Origin of the sequence: Sandaracinus amylolyticus (assembly GCF_000737325.1) — a bacterium.
GTDB classification, from domain to species: Bacteria; Myxococcota_A; Polyangia; order Polyangiales; family Sandaracinaceae; genus Sandaracinus; species Sandaracinus amylolyticus.
The window spans coordinates 5,078,249-5,094,142 of record NZ_CP011125.1 but is presented as its reverse complement, the minus strand read 5'-3'; the positions used below and the strand labels follow the sequence as shown (position 1 = coordinate 5,094,142).

Genomic DNA, 15,894 nt, shown 5'->3' with positions numbered 1-15,894 from the left:
CGGCATCCTCGCCGGATGCTCCACGCGCGCGCGGGTTGGTGCGGTCGATGAGCCGCCCAGCTGGTGTCCGCTGCGCTCACGCGCAGAACGTGCTCGTCATCCATTGGGGCGCCGTGTCGACGCCCGATCAGGTGCGGCACGCCGCGAACGAGGCGCGCGGCCTCGCGCGCGCGCACCCGTCGGGCATCGGCCTGTTCAGCGTGCTTCCGTCCGGCACGCAGCTGACGCACGTCGGCGAGGACGTCCGGCGCGAGGCGCACCAGTTCATGCAGCTCCCGGGCGTGCCGATCCTCGGCTCGGCGGTGGTCTACGAGAGCGACGGATTCGGCGCGGCGCTCTTGCGTGGCGTGATCACCAGCATCGCGCTCGTGGTCCGCAACGGCGCCCCGATGCGCATCTTCGGCAGCATGGGCGAGGCCGAGACGTGGCTGCTCGCGACGCTCGGCGCGGCCGGGCAGGCGCTGGGGCGACGCGGCGACGTCGAGCGCATCGCGCGCACGCTGGGGTGACATACTCGCGCAGTGCGCGCGTCCGTCCTCTGCGTGATCGCGTCGATCGCGGCGTGCGCCTCGAGCGTCGCGCCGCTGCGCACGATCGAGCGAGGGGCCGGGGAGGGTCCCGTGCTCGTGCTGCTGCACGGCTTCGGCTCGCGCCCCGAGCACCTCGTCGGTCTCGCCGAGCGGCCCGATCTGCCGCCGGGCACACGCCTGGTGTTCCCCTATGCGCCCGAGCCGACGCGGCCGACCGACGCGGTGCAGGGCTTCGTGTGGTGGCGCTTCCCGTGCGCGCTCCGCGAGCTCCCGCGCACGCCGGTGCCCGCGATGCGCGCGGCGCGCGATCGCGTCCGCGCGCTGCTCGACGACGTGGAGCGACGCATGGACGTGCGCAGCGATCGCATCGTGCTCGGCGGGTTCTCGCAGGGCGCGATGCTCGCGCTCGACGTCGCGCTCCACGATCCGCGGCCGCTCGCGGGCCTCGTGCTGATGAGCGGGACGCTCGTCGACGAGGCGGAGTGGGGCGCGCGCTTCGCGTCGCGCCGCGGGCTGCGCGCGTACGTCTCGCACGGCCGCGAGGACGACGTGCTCCCCTTCGCGAACACCGAGCGCCTCGTGTCGCTCATGCGCGAAGGCGGGCTCGACGTGCGCTTCCGACCGTTCACCGGCGGGCACGTCGCCACGCCCGAGGTGTCCACCGAGATCGCGACCTTCGTGCGCGAGGTGACCGCGCGCTGATCGCTTGCGTGCGCGCGCCGCGGATGGCACGCGACCGCGCACATGAGCGAGCCCGTTCTCGTCACAGGCGCCGGAGGCTTCGTCGGCAGCGGCATCGTGCGTGCGCTCGTCGCGCGCGGCGTGTTCGTGCACGCCATCCAGCGCGGTCGATACGAGGCGCTCGACGCGCTCGAGCGCGAAGGAAAGCTGCGCATCTTCCGCGGCGATCTGGCCGATCGCGACGCCGTGTCGCGTGCCGCCGAGGGCACGCGCGGCGTGTTCCACGTCGCCGCGAAGGCGGGCGTGTGGGGCCCCTACGCCGACTACTACCGCAGCAACGTCGTCGGCACCGAGAACGTCCTCCACGCGTGCCGCGAGCACGCGATCCCCAAGCTCGTCCTCACGAGCACGCCGAGCGTGGTGCACGCGGGCGACGACGTGGAGGGCGCGGACGAGCGCACGCCGTACGCCGAGCGCTACGAGACCGCGTACCCCGAGACCAAGGCGATCGCCGAGAAGATGGTGCTCGCCGAGAACACGCTCGCAGGTCTCTCGACGGTCGCGCTGCGCCCGCACCTCGTGTGGGGCCCCGGCGATCCGCACCTCGTGCCGCGCGTGCTCGAGCGCGCGCGGCGCGGTCGCCTCGTGCTGCCGGGGGGCGGCCACAAGCGCGTCGACGCGACCTACGTCGACAGCGCGGTGCACGCGCACCTCTGCGCGTGGGATCGCCTCGCGCCGGGCGCCGCGTGCGCGGGACGCGCGTACTTCGTCGCGCAGGGCGAGCCGATGCCGCTGCGCGACTTGATCCTCGGGATCGTCGGCGCGGCGGGCCTGCCGCCGGTGGTGCGCAGCATCGATCCGCGCGTCGCGTACGCGGCGGGCGCGCTGCTCGAGGGCACGTATCGCGCGCTGCGCCGCTCGGGCGAGCCGCCGCTCACGCGCTTCGTCGCGCACCAGCTCGCGACGGCGCACTGGTTCGACTTGAGCGCCGCGAAGCGCGACCTCGGGTACGAGGCCCCCGTCTCGACCGCCGAGGGCCTTCGCCGGCTCCGTGCGTCCTTGCACGCGCCCTGACAGCGATCGGTGTCACGAATGTGAGAGCCTCGCGACGATGTCGCGACGCTTCTCTTCATCCGTGCTGCTGCTCTTCGTGCTCGCGTGTGGTCCTGCGCCGAGCGATCCCGTCGACGCGGGGCTCGACGCGCCGCTCGATGCGCCTCCGCCGATCGACGCCGGCCCGAGGTGCACGCCCGCGACGGGCCTCCCCGATCCGCTCGTGTGCAACGGCCACGCGGCGCTCTGCGACCGCGCCTACGACGCCGTCGCGTTCCCCACGACCCACAACGGGATGTCGAGCGAGGAGGACGGCTGGATCGCGCCGAACCAGGGCCGGAACCTCTGGCACCAGCTCGAGGACGGCGTGCGCGCGTTCATGCTCGACACGCACCAGCCCGCGAGCGCGACGCAGGTGATGCTCTGTCACGGCGGCTGCGGCGTGCTCGGCATGCGCCCGCTGATCGACGCGATGATCGAGCTCCGGCAGTTCATGGACTGCCATCCGGCCGACGTGATCTCGATCGTCTTCGAGCCGCACGTCGACGAGGCGCCGTTCGCCGCCGTCATCGAAGAAGCGGGGCTTCTTCCATACCTGCACCAGCAGGCCGAGGACGCGCCGTGGCCCACGCTGCGCGAGATGATCACGAGCGGCCGTCGCTTGGTGATCTTCACCGAGACCTCGAACGTCTCGCTGCCCTGGCACCACCACGCGTACGACTACGTCTGGGACAACGACTATCGCGCGGAGAGCGCGGCGGACTTCGACTGCGACGTGCTGCGCGGCTCGCGTGACAACGCGGTGTTCGTGCTCAACCACTTCGTGACGAACCCGCTCGCATCGCGCGAACAGTCGGAGCTCGTGAACTACGACGTGCTGCGCGAGCACGTGATGCGCTGTCGCGAGGAAACGGGCGATTTTCCGAACCTCGTGACCGTCGACTTCTACGACGCGTCGGACCTGTTCGACGTCGTCGACGAGCTCAACGGGCTCTGAGCGGCGCGCGCACGATCCGAAAATCCCTCGGACGTGGCACTCTCGCGCGCATGTCTTCGGGACGGGTGGTCGATTGGGGCGTGACGAGGAGCGGTCTGCTCGTTCCTCGTCGCAAGCTGCTCAAGGGCGGGCTCGCGGGCTTCGCGGCCGCGATGATGTCGCGCACGCTGATGGGCTGCGACGACGGAGGACCAGCGAGCGCGACCGACGCGGGCCTCTCCGGGCAGGACGCGAGCGGCATCGACGCGACGATGCCCGACGCGGGCTCGTTCGAGTTCCCGCATCGCGACATCCCCGCGCCGCCGCCGCTGCGATCGCGCATCGCCGACATCGGCGCGCTCGGCGAGCCCGACGCGAACGGCGTGCGCCTCGCGCCCGGCTTCACGTCGCGGATCATCGGCCGCACCGGCGAGACCGTCGCGGGCACGAGCTACGAGTGGCATCGCTTCCCCGACGGCGGCGCGACCTACGCGACCGAAGACGGCGGCTGGATCTACACGTCGAACTGCGAGGTCCCGCTGATCGGCGGCGTGGGCGCGGTGCGCTTCGACGCGGACGGCGAGATCGTCGCCGCGCATCGCATCCTCGATCGCACGAGCGTGAACTGCGCGGGCGGCAAGACGCCGTGGCACACGTGGCTCTCGTGCGAGGAGACCGGCACGGGTCGCGTGTGGGAGTGCGATCCGTGGGGCGAGCACGAGGCGGTCGCGCGTCCCGCGCTCGGCGTGTTCAAGCACGAGGCCGCCGCGATCGATCCGGTGCGCGCGCACGTCTACCTCACCGAGGACGAGAGCGACGGACGCTTCTATCGCTTCGTGCCCGATCGCCTGACGAGCCGCGGTCATCCCGATCTCTCGTCGGGACGTCTCGAGGTCGCGGTCGTCGGCGGCGATGGACGCGTGACGTGGGCCGAGCTGCCGGACCCGCGCTTCGAGGGCGAGGTGCCGACGCGCATGCAGGTCGCGGAGAGCACCGCGTTCCGCGGCGGCGAGGGCATCTGGTACCACGAGGGCGTCGTCTACTTCAGCACGAAGGGCGACAACCGCGTGTGGGCGCTCGACGTCGCGACGAACGAGCTCGACGTGATCTACGACATCACCGAGCAGGGCGATCCGGCGCCGCTGCGCGGCGTCGACAACCTCACGGTCTCGTGCTGCGGCGACGTGCTGGTCGCCGAGGACGGCGGGACGATGCAGATCGTCGCGATCCTCCCCGACGGTCAGCTCAAGCCGATCGCGCAGGTCGTCGGCCACACGGGGTCCGAGATCACCGGGCCCGCGTTCGACCCGAGCGGTACGCGCCTCTACTTCAGCTCGCAGCGCGGCGCCGAGGGCGGCGGCGGCGTGGGCGTGACGTTCGAGGTGACCGGCCCGTTCCACGAGCCGGTCTGACGATCCGAGGAACTGACCGCGGTCATTTCTTCGGGAAGAACTCGCCGCGCCCGGCGCTCTTCACGCGAGCGCCGAGGCGCAGCAGATCCATCCCGCCGCGCAGCGCGCCCTTCACGCCGAGCTTGCTGCCGCGCACGTCCTCCCAGACCTCCAGCGGGATCTCGAGGAAGTCGTCGACCGCGAGCCCCGGCGCGTCGGCGGTGCCGGTGGTGAGCCGTCCGAGCAGCTCGACGTCGAACACCCAGCGCGATCGGAACGGCACGCTCATCGCGGCGCGCAGCGCGGGCGTGTCGCGGAAGAGCTTCGCGCCGCACTGCGTGTCGTAGATGCTCATGTCGAGCACCATCGACGCCGTCGTCGCGAAGAGCCGACCGAGATAGTGGCGCGTCTGCTTGCGGCGCACGCGCGCGCCGAGCCGCGCGATGCGCGATCCCATCGCGACCTTCGCCGGGCTGTCCTCGATGCGATCGAGCATGCGCGAGAGCTCTTCGGGCGGCGTCGCGAAGTCCGCGTCGAGGTAGCCGACGAGATCGTCGCGCGCCTCGCCGCGCACGATGCGCTCGAGCGCGAGGTTCACGCCGGTGCGCACGGCTTCCGCCTTGCCGACGTTGCGACCCATCGACAGCGCGGTGACGCGATCTGGATGGCGCGCCGCGATCGACTCCAGCAGCGCGCGTGTGCCGTCCGTGGAGCCGTCGTCGACGAGGATGACGTCGATGCGCGGGTCCGCGACGAGCTGCGCCACGGCGTGGGGATCGAGGCGTTTCTCCTCGTTGAAGCAAGGCAGGACGACGATCACGCGAGGCTGGCTCCAGGGGTGCTCGGGACGCGCGAGTATGGCACGGTGGATCGACGATGAGCGGCCAGAGAGACGGAGAGAAGTGGGACGCCGCGCAAGAAGGCGCGGAGCTGATCGCCGAGGGCGAGATCGACGCGGCGATCCGCGAGCTCGAATCGGTGATCGATCGCGACCCGAAGAACGAGTACGCGTACTACTTCCTCGGCGCGGCGCACTTCGAGAAGGGCGCGTTCGACAAGGCGATGAAGGCGTCGGTGAAGGCGCTCGAGATCGCGCCGCAGTACCTCGGCGCGCTGGTGCAGCTCGGTCACGCGCTGCGCATGATGGGCCGGCACCAGGAGGCGATCCGCGTCGCGCGCCAGCTGCTCGCGCAGAACAAGGACGACGGCGATGCGCTCTACCTGCTCGGCCTGTCGCACTACGCGCGCGGCGAGCGCGCGGCGGCGGCGGAGTACCTGAACCGCTTCCTCGCGACGAAGCCCGAGCTCGAGGTCGCGAACGAGGTGCACGGCCTCCTGCAGGTGCTGCGCGGCGACGTGGAGCCCAGCGACGAAGGCGAGGGCGGCGGTGGCGGCCCGGATCGCAGCCTGAATTGACGTGACGCCTGGCGAGAGCAGCGACGTGCTCGACGGGCGCATCGGCGCGTTCTCGAAGATCGTCGCGCTCGTCACCGCGTGAGCGCGCCGATGCGCACGTTGCTCGATCTGCTCGTCGACGAGGAGTCGCTCGGTGCACCGCTGCTCGAGCTCGTGAGGGCCGCGGTCGACGACGCCAAGCGCGGTGCGGGCCCGTCGCGCAAGCGACTCGAGCTCAATCGGTTCGAGATCACGATCGACGTCGAGCTCGACGAGGCAGTCATCGAGGATGTGCTCGAGCCGCCCGGCGTCGCGGTCCGACGTGTGTCGACCCGTGAGCTGATCGCTGCGCTCGAGCGTGCGCGGCGCGATCGATCGCCCGTTCGTCGGTATGCAGACGCGGCGCGACGGCACGAACAGGGAACGAACGACGCTGATCCGCGCAAGGCGAACCGAGCTGCGCGCGAGCTGACGCGCCTCTGGAAGCAGATCCGGAGGTCCGATGAGCAGCTCGCGGAGTTCGTCGAGCTGCTCGGGCACGAGGCTCTCTCGGTCCGGCTCTGGGCTGCGACCCACCTGCTGCCGATCGATCCGTTGCGAGCCGAGCGAGCGATCGAGGAGCTGACGCGAGAGCCCGGTATCCTCGGCTTCGGCGCGCGCATGACGCTGCAAGAGTGGCGGGCCGGGCGGCTGCGCGAGCCCTGATCCGCCCATGCGCCATGCGAGGTGGTCCGATGCTGAAGTACCCGACGATGCGTGCCGAGCTGGTGGACTACCTCGAGCTCCTCGGGAGCCCCGAGCTCCGGGATGGACGCGGCCGATCGATCCAGCTCGACGAGCCCATCCACTTCCTGTTCGACGACACACCGCTCGCGCAGAACGCGGAGTGCACGATTGGTTGGTATCTGGTCGACGCTGATGAAGCGCGGCTCGTTCGCGACGTGATCAGCGAGATCGATCGCGTCTTCGTCGCGCACGGGACCGAGCACCCCGACGCGTATTTCCTGGCGCTGCCCGCGTGGGACCGCGTCGTGAGCCTCGCTCGGACAGCGGCCGCGACGTTGAAAGCGCGGGATCCCGGCAGCTGGAACACCGCGCCCTGAGCGTCAGTGCATCGGCGGCGCGAACAGCTGCACCGGCGCGGCGCTCCACTGCGCACCGCCGGCCGTCCCGCTCAGTGCGTCGCCGCGCTCGACCGTCGCGGTGTAGTCGACGCCGTCGAGCGAGAACGTCAGCTGCGCGCCCTGCTGCGACCAGCGGTTGCGCTCGCTGATCGCGCCCTGATCGGTGAGCAGCGCGCCGCCCGCCTCGAAGTGGATCACGCGCTCGCCGCTCGACGTGCGCAGCGTCCACTGCGTGCCCGAGAGGTTGATGCACGACTCGCCCTGCTGGGTCTCGTCGGGATGACACCCGCCGCCGACCTGCATCCGATCGCCGCGCCACTGCCACGTCTCGCCGCGGACGTTCTGCGCGTCGCCGACCATCACGGTGCCGTTCGAGACGTCCGCGCGGTACTCGACGAACCGGTTCTGCAGGAACAGCCGGATCGTGTTGCCGTCGACGTACCACTCGTCGGTCGCGGGCGACGCGGCCGGGTGATCCGTCGAGCGCAGTCGGTTCGCCGCGAGCAGCTCCACGTCGAACGCGTACTCGCCGCCCGGCGCCATCGCAGTGACGAAGTCGGCAGCGTGCGCTCGCGTACCGATGCGCTCGTCGGCGACGAGCTCGAGTTCCAGTACGACCTCGAGGACCGGCTACGAGCGGTGATCGCGAATGGAGACGTCGTCGGCGAGTATCGCTACGACTACGCCGACAATCTGCTGGAGACGCCTCAGCGCGAGTTCCACCCGACGGGGCTCCACCGCCTCGGCGAAGTGTCGTACGACGATCGCGGACGCGCGACCGGCACCCCCGACAATCCCTACATCGACTGGACGTACTTCGACCTCCCCCGCTACGTCGATGTGTGGGGCCAGGGAAAGACGTTCTATCGTTACACGGCGTCGGGAAGCAGAGCACAGGCCTGGCACGACGACGGCAGCAGAACTGACTACGTCGGTCAGCTGTACGAACTGCAGCACGGCCGTGACGGAGACGAGCGCCAGGTCGTCCGAATCTACGCGGAAGGCGAGCTCATCGCGGAGCGTCACAGCACGAAGGAGCTGGGGAATGCTCTGTTCTACGTCCACTCCGATCATCTCGGGAGCGTCGAGTCGGTCACGGACGAGTCGGGCAACGTCGTCGAGCGATATCGCTACGAGCCGTTCGGCGCACGAGAGCACCGAATCGATCAAGCGGCGGATGATACCGACTTCTCCGCGGGCTTCACCGGGCACGAGCACGACGACACCGGCCTGATCAATGCTCGAGGGCGAGTGTACGACCCGAGGAGCGGCCGGTTCCTCACGCCCGACCCGCTCATTCGTAGCCCGTACAATCGTCAGAGCCTCAACGCGTACAGCTACGTCGAGAACCGCCCGCTGACGTGGACGGACCCCAGTGGTCTGGTCCCGTGTTGTGACCCGTTCGGGAATTGCTACGACAGTGACGTAGCCCTCTTTGGATCGCTCGCTTTCGGGGCGATCGGGGCCGCGATCGATAGCCTGTCGCGTGGCAGCTCCCACGACCCTGGCTCGGGGTCGTTCGAGCGCGAGGGACTCAGCTCGGGCAGCGGGTCACGAGCCACGCGCCCGGTGCAGAGCTCGCCGAGTCGAGTGGTGGACGGCCAGGGCGCGGCGACGAGCAGTGCGGCTGTGACGAGATCTGCCTCGCGGACGGTCGTGCCCGCGGGAGCGCCGCCTGCTGCGGGATACGCCTCGGGCAGCGAGCGCCAGGTGCGAGATCCCTGGCTGGATGCGGCGAACTGGCTCGATTCGCACGGCGTTGACGACTTCGCCGCGGGCGCTGGGGACTTCCTCTCGTTCGGGCTGACGCGACGTTTCCGGGATCTCACGGGCGATTCCGCGGTCGTGGACACCACGAGCGCGGCCTACGGCCGCGGCGAAGTCGCGGGTGTCCTCGTGTCGCTTCCCGGAGCCGTGCGGGGCATCGTCGGACTCGGGCGGGCAGGCCTCAGAGGCCTTGCGGGGATGCGTGCGGCCTCGGCGTCGATGCCGCGAGTTACGGGCGCGTTCGCCGAAGGTGCACGGGGCGCGGGGGAAGGCTTGGGTCGGTTGGCCGGTCGCTCGATCCGTGTAACCGAGCGTGGTCTAGCGATCGTCGAACGGCACTTGGCTACGTTCGAAGCGTTCGAAGCGAATGCAGCGATGGTGAACCGACTGCGAGGAGCGCTCAGTAGTGGGGGAATGGTGCAAGGAGCCGATGCCGTGTTCTATCTGCACGAAATATCGGAAGCCACGATGGTGGCCCGCGGGACGGCTCAGCTCGTGGCGCACGAGGCTGCGCTTGCGAAATACCAAGTGCACGCGTTCAGCGTCTATCATGCGTCCGTGGTCGCCGCGATGCCTCAGCACTTCAATCTCGCCTGGCGCGCCTTCTGGGGGCTCTGATGCGACGTCTCGACCTTTCGCAGCACCGCGTTGCGCGCGTGTGGATCGACGAAGATCTCGGCAGCGGGCTCGTCGCGCCTCCGTTCATCGCCGCTCGGCTTGCGCCCGGCGCGCTCGTGCCGCGACATCGACACGTCGGCGTGGAGCTGATGATTCCTCGTGGCGGCCGCATCGACTACGCGCTCCTCGGCGTGCGCTGCGATGAGCTCGCGCGAAACGAGGTGTGCGTGGAAATGCCGGGAGGTGGCGTGGACGAGCGACGATGGCAGAGTCCGCTCGTCATGCCTCCGGACGAGGCGTACATCGGACTTCCGAACGAATACCACGACGCCGTGCTCGACGGAGTGAGCGTCGTGGCGTCGGGGATCATGGCCCCGAGCACGATCCGGATCATCCACGCCGCCCACGCGGTGATCGGGTCGAACGCCGCAGTGTTCTTCAGCGCTGCGCGAATCGTAACGGCGCTGGCGATCGCCGACGACCTCTCGGACTCGGCGCTGATCGAAACGATCCTGCGCGAAATGAAGACGGCGGGTGCGCGGTGACCGGCGAGAGATTCGCCCGCGCACTTGCGAGCCGCTGACTCGCCGGGTGCGCGATCGCAAGCTCAGACGGGGCGCTCGGGTATCCGTCGGTCCCATCGCGAAGTGTTCGTGGGCGACGAGGTCTCCCCTGAGGGAGCGCGCCGCGAGCACGGAGTGGGAGCGTTTCTGCAGGCGCTCGGGCGAGATCGGCCCTGACGGACTGCCACTCTCACTCGAAGTCACTTGGTTGTGACTCCTGCTTCGATCGCACTGCGGTCGTCGCGCCCGACGACGCGGGCACGTCGCCCCGAGGAGACGCGCGTGGTGTCGGCGCGTCGCAGACAATCGTTCGAGCCGGTCAGTGCATCGGCGGCGCGAACAGCTGCACCGGCGCGGCGCTCCACTGCGCACCGCCGGCCGTTCCGCTCAGCGCGTCGCCGCGCTCGACCGTCGCGGTGTAGTCGACGCCGTCGAGCGAGAACGTCAGCTGCGCGCCCTGCTGCGACCAGCGGTTGCGCTCGCTGATCGCGCCCTGATCGGTGAGCAGCGCGCCGCCCGCCTCGAAGTGGATCACGCGCTCGCCGCTCGACGTGCGCAGCGTCCACTGCGTGCCCGAGAGGTTGATGCACGACTCGCCCTGCTGGGTCTCGTCGGGATGACACCCGCCGCCGACCTGCATCCGATCGCCGCGCCACTGCCACGTCTCGCCGCGGACGTTCTGCGCGTCGCCGACCATCACGGTGCCGTTCGAGACGTCCGCGCGGTACTCGACGAACCGGTTCTGCAGGAACAGCCGGATCGTGTTGCCGTCGACGTACCACTCGTCGGTCGCGGGCGACGCGGCCGGGTGATCCGTCGAGCGCAGTCGGTTCGCCGCGAGCAGCTCGACGTCGAACGCGTACTCGCCGCCCGGCGCCATCGCAGTGAGGTGCCAGCGGCTTCCGATCGGGTTCCAGCACACGCGACCGAGCCGCAGCTCGCCTGTCGTCGGGCATGGCTCCACCGCGCGCGCTTGCGGCGTCGTCCCACCCGCACCGGCCTGGGTGCCGCCGCCACACGCGGCGAGCGCAGCAGTGAGGAGACCAGCGGCGAAAGTGCGTGTCGGTCCGCGCATATGCGCGCGACTCTAGCAGAACGTGATGGTCAACATCGGCTCGCCCGCTCCGGGCCCTGCCGTCCGCGCGCTCCGCCCGCTCCGTGCGGGCCTGCACGGGCGAGCGCTCCGGCTGATCAAACGCTCGCGAGCGGCAGCGAGCGCTTCCCGGTGCCGTTCTCGGTCGCGAACGGGACGGGATAGTCGCCGCTGAAGCACGCATCGCAGAACCCCTGGCGACCCGGGCCCTCACCGCGCACCGCGCGATGCAGACCGTCGATCGAGAGGTACCCGACCGTGTCGCTCGTCACGTACTTCGCGACCTCGGCGGGGCTGTGGCTCGCCGCGATCAGCTCGTTCCGCGAGGGCGTGTCGATGCCGTAGTAACAAGGCCAGCGCGTCGGCGGCGAGCTGATGCGCAGGTGCACTTCCTTCGCGCCCGCGTCGCGCAGCATCTTCACGATCTTGCGGCTCGTCGTGCCGCGCACGATCGAGTCGTCGATCACCGCGACGCGCTTGCCCTCGAGCACGGCGCGCACCGGCGAGAGCTTCAGCTTCACGCCGAAGTGTCGGATCGACTGGCTCGGCTCGATGAACGTGCGGCCCACGTAGTGGCTGCGGATCAGGCCGAGCTCGAACGGAATTCCCAATCGCCCCGCGTAGCCCAGCGCCGACGCGACGCCGCTGTCGGGCACCGGGATCACGACGTCGACGTCGGCCGGGCACTCCTCCGCGAGGATCGCGCCGAGCCGCTTGCGCGTGTCGTACACGCTGATGCCGTTCAGCTTCGAGTCCGGCCGCGCGAAGTAGACGTACTCGAAGATGCACATGCGCTGCGCGCGCGTCTCGAACGGACGCAGCGAGCGCACGCCCTCGCGATCCGCGACGATCATCTCGCCGGGCTCGAGGTCGCGCACGTACTCGGCGCCGATCAGCTCGAACGCGGAGGGCTCGCTCGCGACGACGGTCGCGCCCGGCAGGCCGGGATACGAGCTCAGTGTGCCGAGGCAGAGCGGGCGGAAGCCGTGGGGATCGCGCACCGCGATGAGCTCGTCGGTCGTGAGGAACACGATCGAGTAGGCGCCCTGCATCTGCTTGAGCGCGTCGCTCACGCGCCCGACCGTCGTGGCCTCGCGGCTGCGCGCGATGAGGTGGACGAGCACCTCCGTGTCGCTCGAGCTGTTGAAGATCGAGCCCGCGGCCTCGAGGCGCGTCCGCACTTCCTCGAAGTTCGTGAAGTTGCCGTTGTGCCCGACGGCCAGCGAGCCCATCGCGTAGTCCACCGCGATCGGCTGCGCGTTCTTGAGCCCACCGCCGCCGGCGGTGGAGTAGCGCACGTGGCCGATCGCGCGGTCACCGGGGAGCGCCTCGAGCACCGGCTGCGAGAACGCGTCCTGCACGAGGCCGAGCGACTTGTGCGCGAAGAGGCGCCCTCCGTCGCTGCTGACGATGCCTGCGCTCTCCTGGCCGCGATGCTGCAGCGCGTGGAGCCCGAGGTAGGTCAGGTTGGACGCCTGCGGGGCGCCCCAGATGCCGACGACGCCGCACATGGGCCCGGCTTGTAGCGCCGCACCTGGACCATGTCGAGGGGTGCGGGGTGGCGCGCGGAGCGCTCCGCGCTCCGCGGATGGAACGGCGAATGTTCCAACAATTTCGTGTGCTTCGCGTGACCCGGTCCGACCTCGTCCCGCCACGTACCGCACGGAGGACCGCATGCGCTTCCGCTCACCGTCGTCTCTGCTCTCCGCGCTCGTGCTCGCCTTCGCGACGGCGTGCACCGGCCTGCTCGGCGAGGCAGCCGCCGGCCCCGACGGCGTCGGCCCAGGCCCAGGCGACGGTCCGCGCGATCCCGGTGGCAACCCGATCGACCCGAGCGATCCTGTCGAGCCGGGTGAGCCGATCGTGTGCGAGGGCGAGGCGCCGGGCCGACGCTCGCTGCGCTTGCTGACGCGCGACGAGTACCGCGCGACCGTCGCCGATCTGCTCGGCATCGCGGCGCCCGACGTCGACTCGTTTCCGGTCGAGACCTCCGTGCGCGGCTACGACAACGAGTCGAACGCGCAGCTCGTCACCGGTCGCCACGCGGACGCGTACGCGAGCGCGGCCGAGACGCTCGTCGCGACCGTGGACCCGGCGCGCTTCGCGGCGTGCGACCTCTCGAGCAGCGACTGCCAGCGCCAGCTCGTCGAGGCGTTCGGTCGCCGCGCGTTCCGCCGTCCGCTCGCGAGCGACGAAGTGGATCGCTACGTCGCGCTCTTCGCGAGCGATCTGATCGTCGGTGACGCGCGCGTGGGCGCGCGGCTCGCGATGGAGGCGATGCTCGCGTCGCCTTCGTTCCTCTATCGCAGCGAGGTCGGTGAGGCGCAGGCGGACGGAACGTTCGCGCTCACCTCGTGGGAGATCGCGACCGCGCTCTCCTATCTCTTCTGGGGCACGATGCCGGACGAGACGCTCTTCGCGCTCGCGGAGAGCGACTCGCTGCGCGACCCCGCGATCATCGAGCGCGAGGCGCGCCGCATGCTCGACGATCCGCGCAGCGAGGACGCGGTCGCCGCGTTCGTGTCGCGCTGGCTCGGCACCACGCGCCTGCTCGGCACGAACCGCGACGCGACGCTCTTCCCCGCGTTCACCGGCCCGGTGCGCGAGTCGATGCTCGCGGAGGAGCGCGCGTTCGTGCGCCACGTGATGTTCGAGCGCACGGGTCGGTTCAGCGAGCTCTTCAGCGCCGACTACGTGATGGTCGACGCGAACCTGCGCACCTACTACGGGCTCGGCGCGGGGGGGAGCGCGGCGTTCGATCGTGTGAGCGCGCCGCCCGAGCGTGTCGGTGGTCTGCTGGTGATGGGCAGCGTCATGGCGAGCCATGCGCACTCGAACGAGAGCTCGCCGATCCGGCGCGGTCTCTTCGTGCGCGATCGCCTGCTCTGCCAGGATCTCCCGCCGCCTCCCGCCGACGCCGACACCACGCCGCCGGGGCTCGATCCCACGCTCACGACGCGCGAGCGCTTCCGCCGCCACACCGACGATCCGGTGTGCTCGGCGTGCCACCAATTCATCGACGGAGTGGGCTTCCCCTTCGAGCGCTTCGACGCGGTCGGCGCGTATCGCGAGCAGGAGAACGGCCTCGCGATCGACACGAGCGGCGAGCTGATCGGCGTCGAGGCGCTGAGCGACGGCGCGCGCCTCGCGCTCGCGGGCCCGCAAGAGCTCGCGGCGCAGATCGCGGAGAGCGACACCGCGCGCGATTGCATGGCGCGCCAGTGGTGGCGCTGGGCGCGCGGCACGATCGAGCGCGACGCAGGCGATGCGTGCTCGGTGCGCGCGCTCGCGACGCGCTTCGAGGAGAGCGGAGGTGACCTGCGCGATCTGATGGTCGCGGTCGTGACGCAGCCCTCGTTCCGGATCCGTCGTGCGGCAGAGGAGGTGGCGCCGTGATGAAGCGTCGTTCGTTCCTGAAGGGGCTCGCGGCGGGCGCGGCGCTCGCGCCGATCGGGATCCACACGTTCGCGCGCAGCGCGCGCGCGGCGGGCGAGGGCAGGGCGCTCTTCGTCTACATCCCCGACGGCTGCATCCCGGATCGCTGGCACCCGCGCGGCAGCTCGGGGAGCAGCACGTTCACGCTGCCGGAGATGAGCGCGCCGCTCGAGCGCGTGCGGCAGCACCTCACGTTCCTCGACGGGCTCGACATGTACGCGGGCGGGCCGACGCACGAGGGCGGCTGCGCGAAGGTGCTCACCGGCACCGACCCGACGTCGCTCGACGTGTTCCTCGGCCAGACGCTGCGCGAGGGCGTGCCGCACCCGAGCGTGCACCTCGGCGTGGGCGCGAACTTCGAGAACGGCAGCGGCAGCTTCTCGCGCCTGATGGGCACCGAGGTGAAGCCCGACGACGATCCGCTCAACGCGTTCTCGCGCTTGTTCGGCGGGCGCGAGATGACCGACACGAGCGCGGAGGAGCTGCGCATCCGTCGTCGCCGCAGCGTGCTCGACGCGATCAGCGGTGACCTGACCGCGCTGCGCGCGCGGCTCGGCGCGGTGGAGCGCACGAAGCTCGACGTGCACACCGAGTCGCTGCGCGAGCTCGAGCGAAGGCTGATGGCGCCGGTGGGCGGCAGCTGCAGCGACGTCGCGTTCAACGCGGGCGGCTATCGCAACGTCGAGACCGACTACTACCCGAAGACCTATCACAAGGAAGACAACTTCCTGACCGTCGGGCGCCTGCAGCAGGACCTCGCGGTGCTCTCGCTCGGCTGCGGGATCACGCGCGTCGCGTCGATCATGTGGTCGCATCCGGTGAGCCCCACGCACGTGCGCGACACGACGGCGACGCTCGGCAACCACGACGCGTCGCACTACGGCAACGCGGACAGCGACACTGCGCGGCAGTTCGTCGCGCTGAAGCGCTGGTTCGCGGAGCGCTTCGCAGAGCTGATCGAGAAGCTCGCGACCACGCCCGACGGCGAGGGCACGCTGCTCGACTCGACGGTCGTGATGTTGTGCAGCGAGCTCGGCGACTCGAACGCGCACGATCACAAGCGCGTGCCGTTCGTCGTCGCGGGCGGCGCGGGCGTGCGGCTGCGCGGCAATCGCTTCATCGACTACCGCGGTGGGCACGGCGGCGAGAACGAGGCGCACTCGAAGCTTCTCGTGTCGATCGCGCAGGCGGTCGGCGTGCCGGTCGACACGTACGGGTACTCGGGGCACGGCAGCGGCGGGCTCGAGGGCCTCCTGATCTGATAGACC

At 70.5% G+C, this 15,894-nt stretch carries 16 protein-coding genes; 12 read left to right on the top strand and 4 right to left on the bottom strand.

Translation table 11 applies throughout. The annotated features are described in order from the left end of the window. Nucleotides 1-89 precede the first annotated feature (89 nt). Genes DB32_RS21610 through DB32_RS21590 form a run of 5 tightly spaced genes read left to right on the top strand, consistent with a single transcriptional unit; the run spans nucleotide 90 to nucleotide 4,652 of the window. A complete protein-coding gene (locus DB32_RS21610) occupies nucleotides 90-509 on the top strand; it encodes a hypothetical protein (protein ID WP_053234547.1) in 420 nt (139 codons plus the stop codon). A 12-nt stretch (nucleotides 510-521) separates the two neighbouring features. Continuing rightward, complete coding sequence (locus DB32_RS21605) at nucleotides 522-1,232, top strand: alpha/beta hydrolase (RefSeq protein WP_053234546.1); 711 nt, start codon at nucleotides 522-524, stop codon at nucleotides 1,230-1,232. A 42-nt stretch (nucleotides 1,233-1,274) separates the two neighbouring features. Next, nucleotides 1,275-2,285 (top strand): NAD-dependent epimerase/dehydratase family protein, encoded by a 1,011-nt coding sequence (locus tag DB32_RS21600; RefSeq protein WP_053234545.1) that lies wholly within the window; start codon nucleotides 1,275-1,277, stop codon nucleotides 2,283-2,285. 37 nt (nucleotides 2,286-2,322) lie between these two features. Then, the gene (locus tag DB32_RS21595) at nucleotides 2,323-3,261 is read left to right on the top strand and encodes a phosphoinositide-specific phospholipase C-related protein (protein WP_157069264.1); all 939 of its coding nucleotides are present in this window, start codon (nucleotides 2,323-2,325) and stop codon (nucleotides 3,259-3,261) included. A 50-nt stretch (nucleotides 3,262-3,311) separates the two neighbouring features. Beyond that, nucleotides 3,312-4,652 carry an alkaline phosphatase PhoX gene (locus tag DB32_RS21590; protein WP_205627068.1) on the top strand — a complete coding sequence of 447 codons (1,341 nt, stop codon included), beginning with the start codon at nucleotides 3,312-3,314 and terminating at the stop codon, nucleotides 4,650-4,652. A gap of 22 nt (nucleotides 4,653-4,674) precedes the next feature. On the opposite strand, the gene DB32_RS46935 is transcribed toward DB32_RS21590, so the two are convergent. After that, nucleotides 4,675-5,451 (bottom strand): glycosyltransferase, encoded by a 777-nt coding sequence (locus tag DB32_RS46935; protein WP_053234543.1) that lies wholly within the window; start codon nucleotides 5,449-5,451, stop codon nucleotides 4,675-4,677. Nucleotides 5,452-5,507: 56 nt separating this feature from the next. Between DB32_RS46935 and DB32_RS21580 the strand changes: the two genes are divergently transcribed. The 3 genes from DB32_RS21580 to DB32_RS21570 all read left to right on the top strand — a co-directional run bounded on the left by DB32_RS21580 (nucleotide 5,508) and on the right by DB32_RS21570 (nucleotide 7,129). Continuing rightward, complete coding sequence (locus tag DB32_RS21580) at nucleotides 5,508-6,047, top strand: tetratricopeptide repeat protein (protein ID WP_053234542.1); 540 nt, start codon at nucleotides 5,508-5,510, stop codon at nucleotides 6,045-6,047. Between the two features lie 90 nt (nucleotides 6,048-6,137). Continuing rightward, nucleotides 6,138-6,731, top strand: a complete 594-nt coding sequence (locus DB32_RS21575) for a DUF2019 domain-containing protein (RefSeq protein ID WP_169791508.1) — start codon at nucleotides 6,138-6,140, stop codon at nucleotides 6,729-6,731. Nucleotides 6,732-6,760: 29 nt separating this feature from the next. After that, entirely contained in the window at nucleotides 6,761-7,129 is a 369-nt protein-coding gene (locus DB32_RS21570; RefSeq protein WP_053234540.1) for an SCO4402 family protein, read from the top strand. Between the two features lie 3 nt (nucleotides 7,130-7,132). Here DB32_RS21570 and DB32_RS48395 read toward each other — a convergent pair whose 3' ends face one another. Further along, the gene (locus tag DB32_RS48395) at nucleotides 7,133-7,693 is read right to left on the bottom strand and encodes a hypothetical protein (RefSeq protein ID WP_053234539.1); all 561 of its coding nucleotides are present in this window, start codon (nucleotides 7,691-7,693) and stop codon (nucleotides 7,133-7,135) included. Between the two features lie 21 nt (nucleotides 7,694-7,714). Here DB32_RS48395 and DB32_RS21560 point away from each other — a divergent pair, with 21 nt between their 5' ends. Continuing rightward, entirely contained in the window at nucleotides 7,715-9,535 is a 1,821-nt protein-coding gene (locus DB32_RS21560) for an RHS repeat domain-containing protein (RefSeq protein ID WP_053234538.1), read from the top strand. Nucleotides 9,536-9,675: 140 nt separating this feature from the next. Next, nucleotides 9,676-10,080 (top strand): hypothetical protein, encoded by a 405-nt coding sequence (locus DB32_RS21555; RefSeq protein ID WP_157069262.1) that lies wholly within the window; start codon nucleotides 9,676-9,678, stop codon nucleotides 10,078-10,080. Between the two features lie 337 nt (nucleotides 10,081-10,417). Here DB32_RS21555 and DB32_RS21550 read toward each other — a convergent pair whose 3' ends face one another. Together DB32_RS21550 and purF are read right to left on the bottom strand one after the other, a co-directional pair. Next, the gene (locus DB32_RS21550) at nucleotides 10,418-11,173 is read right to left on the bottom strand and encodes a hypothetical protein (RefSeq protein WP_157069261.1); all 756 of its coding nucleotides are present in this window, start codon (nucleotides 11,171-11,173) and stop codon (nucleotides 10,418-10,420) included. 116 nt (nucleotides 11,174-11,289) lie between these two features. After that, the gene (gene purF / locus DB32_RS21545) at nucleotides 11,290-12,702 is read right to left on the bottom strand and encodes an amidophosphoribosyltransferase (RefSeq protein ID WP_053234535.1); all 1,413 of its coding nucleotides are present in this window, start codon (nucleotides 12,700-12,702) and stop codon (nucleotides 11,290-11,292) included. Nucleotides 12,703-12,865: 163 nt separating this feature from the next. Between purF and DB32_RS21540 the strand changes: the two genes are divergently transcribed. After that, nucleotides 12,866-14,587 (top strand): DUF1592 domain-containing protein, encoded by a 1,722-nt coding sequence (locus tag DB32_RS21540; RefSeq protein WP_053234534.1) that lies wholly within the window; start codon nucleotides 12,866-12,868, stop codon nucleotides 14,585-14,587. Next, nucleotides 14,587-15,888 carry a DUF1552 domain-containing protein gene (locus DB32_RS21535; protein ID WP_053234533.1) on the top strand — a complete coding sequence of 434 codons (1,302 nt, stop codon included), beginning with the start codon at nucleotides 14,587-14,589 and terminating at the stop codon, nucleotides 15,886-15,888. The genes DB32_RS21540 and DB32_RS21535 overlap by 1 nt, the downstream gene beginning before the upstream one ends. Nucleotides 15,889-15,894 lie beyond the last annotated feature (6 nt).

Excerpts from the sequence above, each read along its gene's own strand:
- DB32_RS21550 (WP_157069261.1), bottom strand. The coding sequence starts at position 11,173 with ATGCGCGGACCGACACGCACTTTCGCCGCTGGTCTCCTCACTGCTGCG.
- DB32_RS21575 (WP_169791508.1), top strand. The coding sequence starts at position 6,138 with ATGCGCACGTTGCTCGATCTGCTCGTCGACGAGGAGTCGCTCGGTGCA.
- DB32_RS21590 (WP_205627068.1), top strand. The coding sequence starts at position 3,312 with ATGTCTTCGGGACGGGTGGTCGATTGGGGCGTGACGAGGAGCGGTCTG.
- DB32_RS21540 (WP_053234534.1), top strand. The coding sequence starts at position 12,866 with ATGCGCTTCCGCTCACCGTCGTCTCTGCTCTCCGCGCTCGTGCTCGCC.
- DB32_RS21600 (WP_053234545.1), top strand. The coding sequence starts at position 1,275 with ATGAGCGAGCCCGTTCTCGTCACAGGCGCCGGAGGCTTCGTCGGCAGC.
- DB32_RS48395 (WP_053234539.1), bottom strand. The coding sequence starts at position 7,693 with ATGGCGCCGGGCGGCGAGTACGCGTTCGACGTGGAGCTGCTCGCGGCG.
- purF (WP_053234535.1), bottom strand. The coding sequence starts at position 12,702 with ATGTGCGGCGTCGTCGGCATCTGGGGCGCCCCGCAGGCGTCCAACCTG.
- DB32_RS21535 (WP_053234533.1), top strand. The coding sequence starts at position 14,587 with ATGAAGCGTCGTTCGTTCCTGAAGGGGCTCGCGGCGGGCGCGGCGCTC.
- DB32_RS21580 (WP_053234542.1), top strand. The coding sequence starts at position 5,508 with ATGAGCGGCCAGAGAGACGGAGAGAAGTGGGACGCCGCGCAAGAAGGC.
- DB32_RS21570 (WP_053234540.1), top strand. The coding sequence starts at position 6,761 with ATGCTGAAGTACCCGACGATGCGTGCCGAGCTGGTGGACTACCTCGAG.
- DB32_RS21595 (WP_157069264.1), top strand. The coding sequence starts at position 2,323 with ATGTCGCGACGCTTCTCTTCATCCGTGCTGCTGCTCTTCGTGCTCGCG.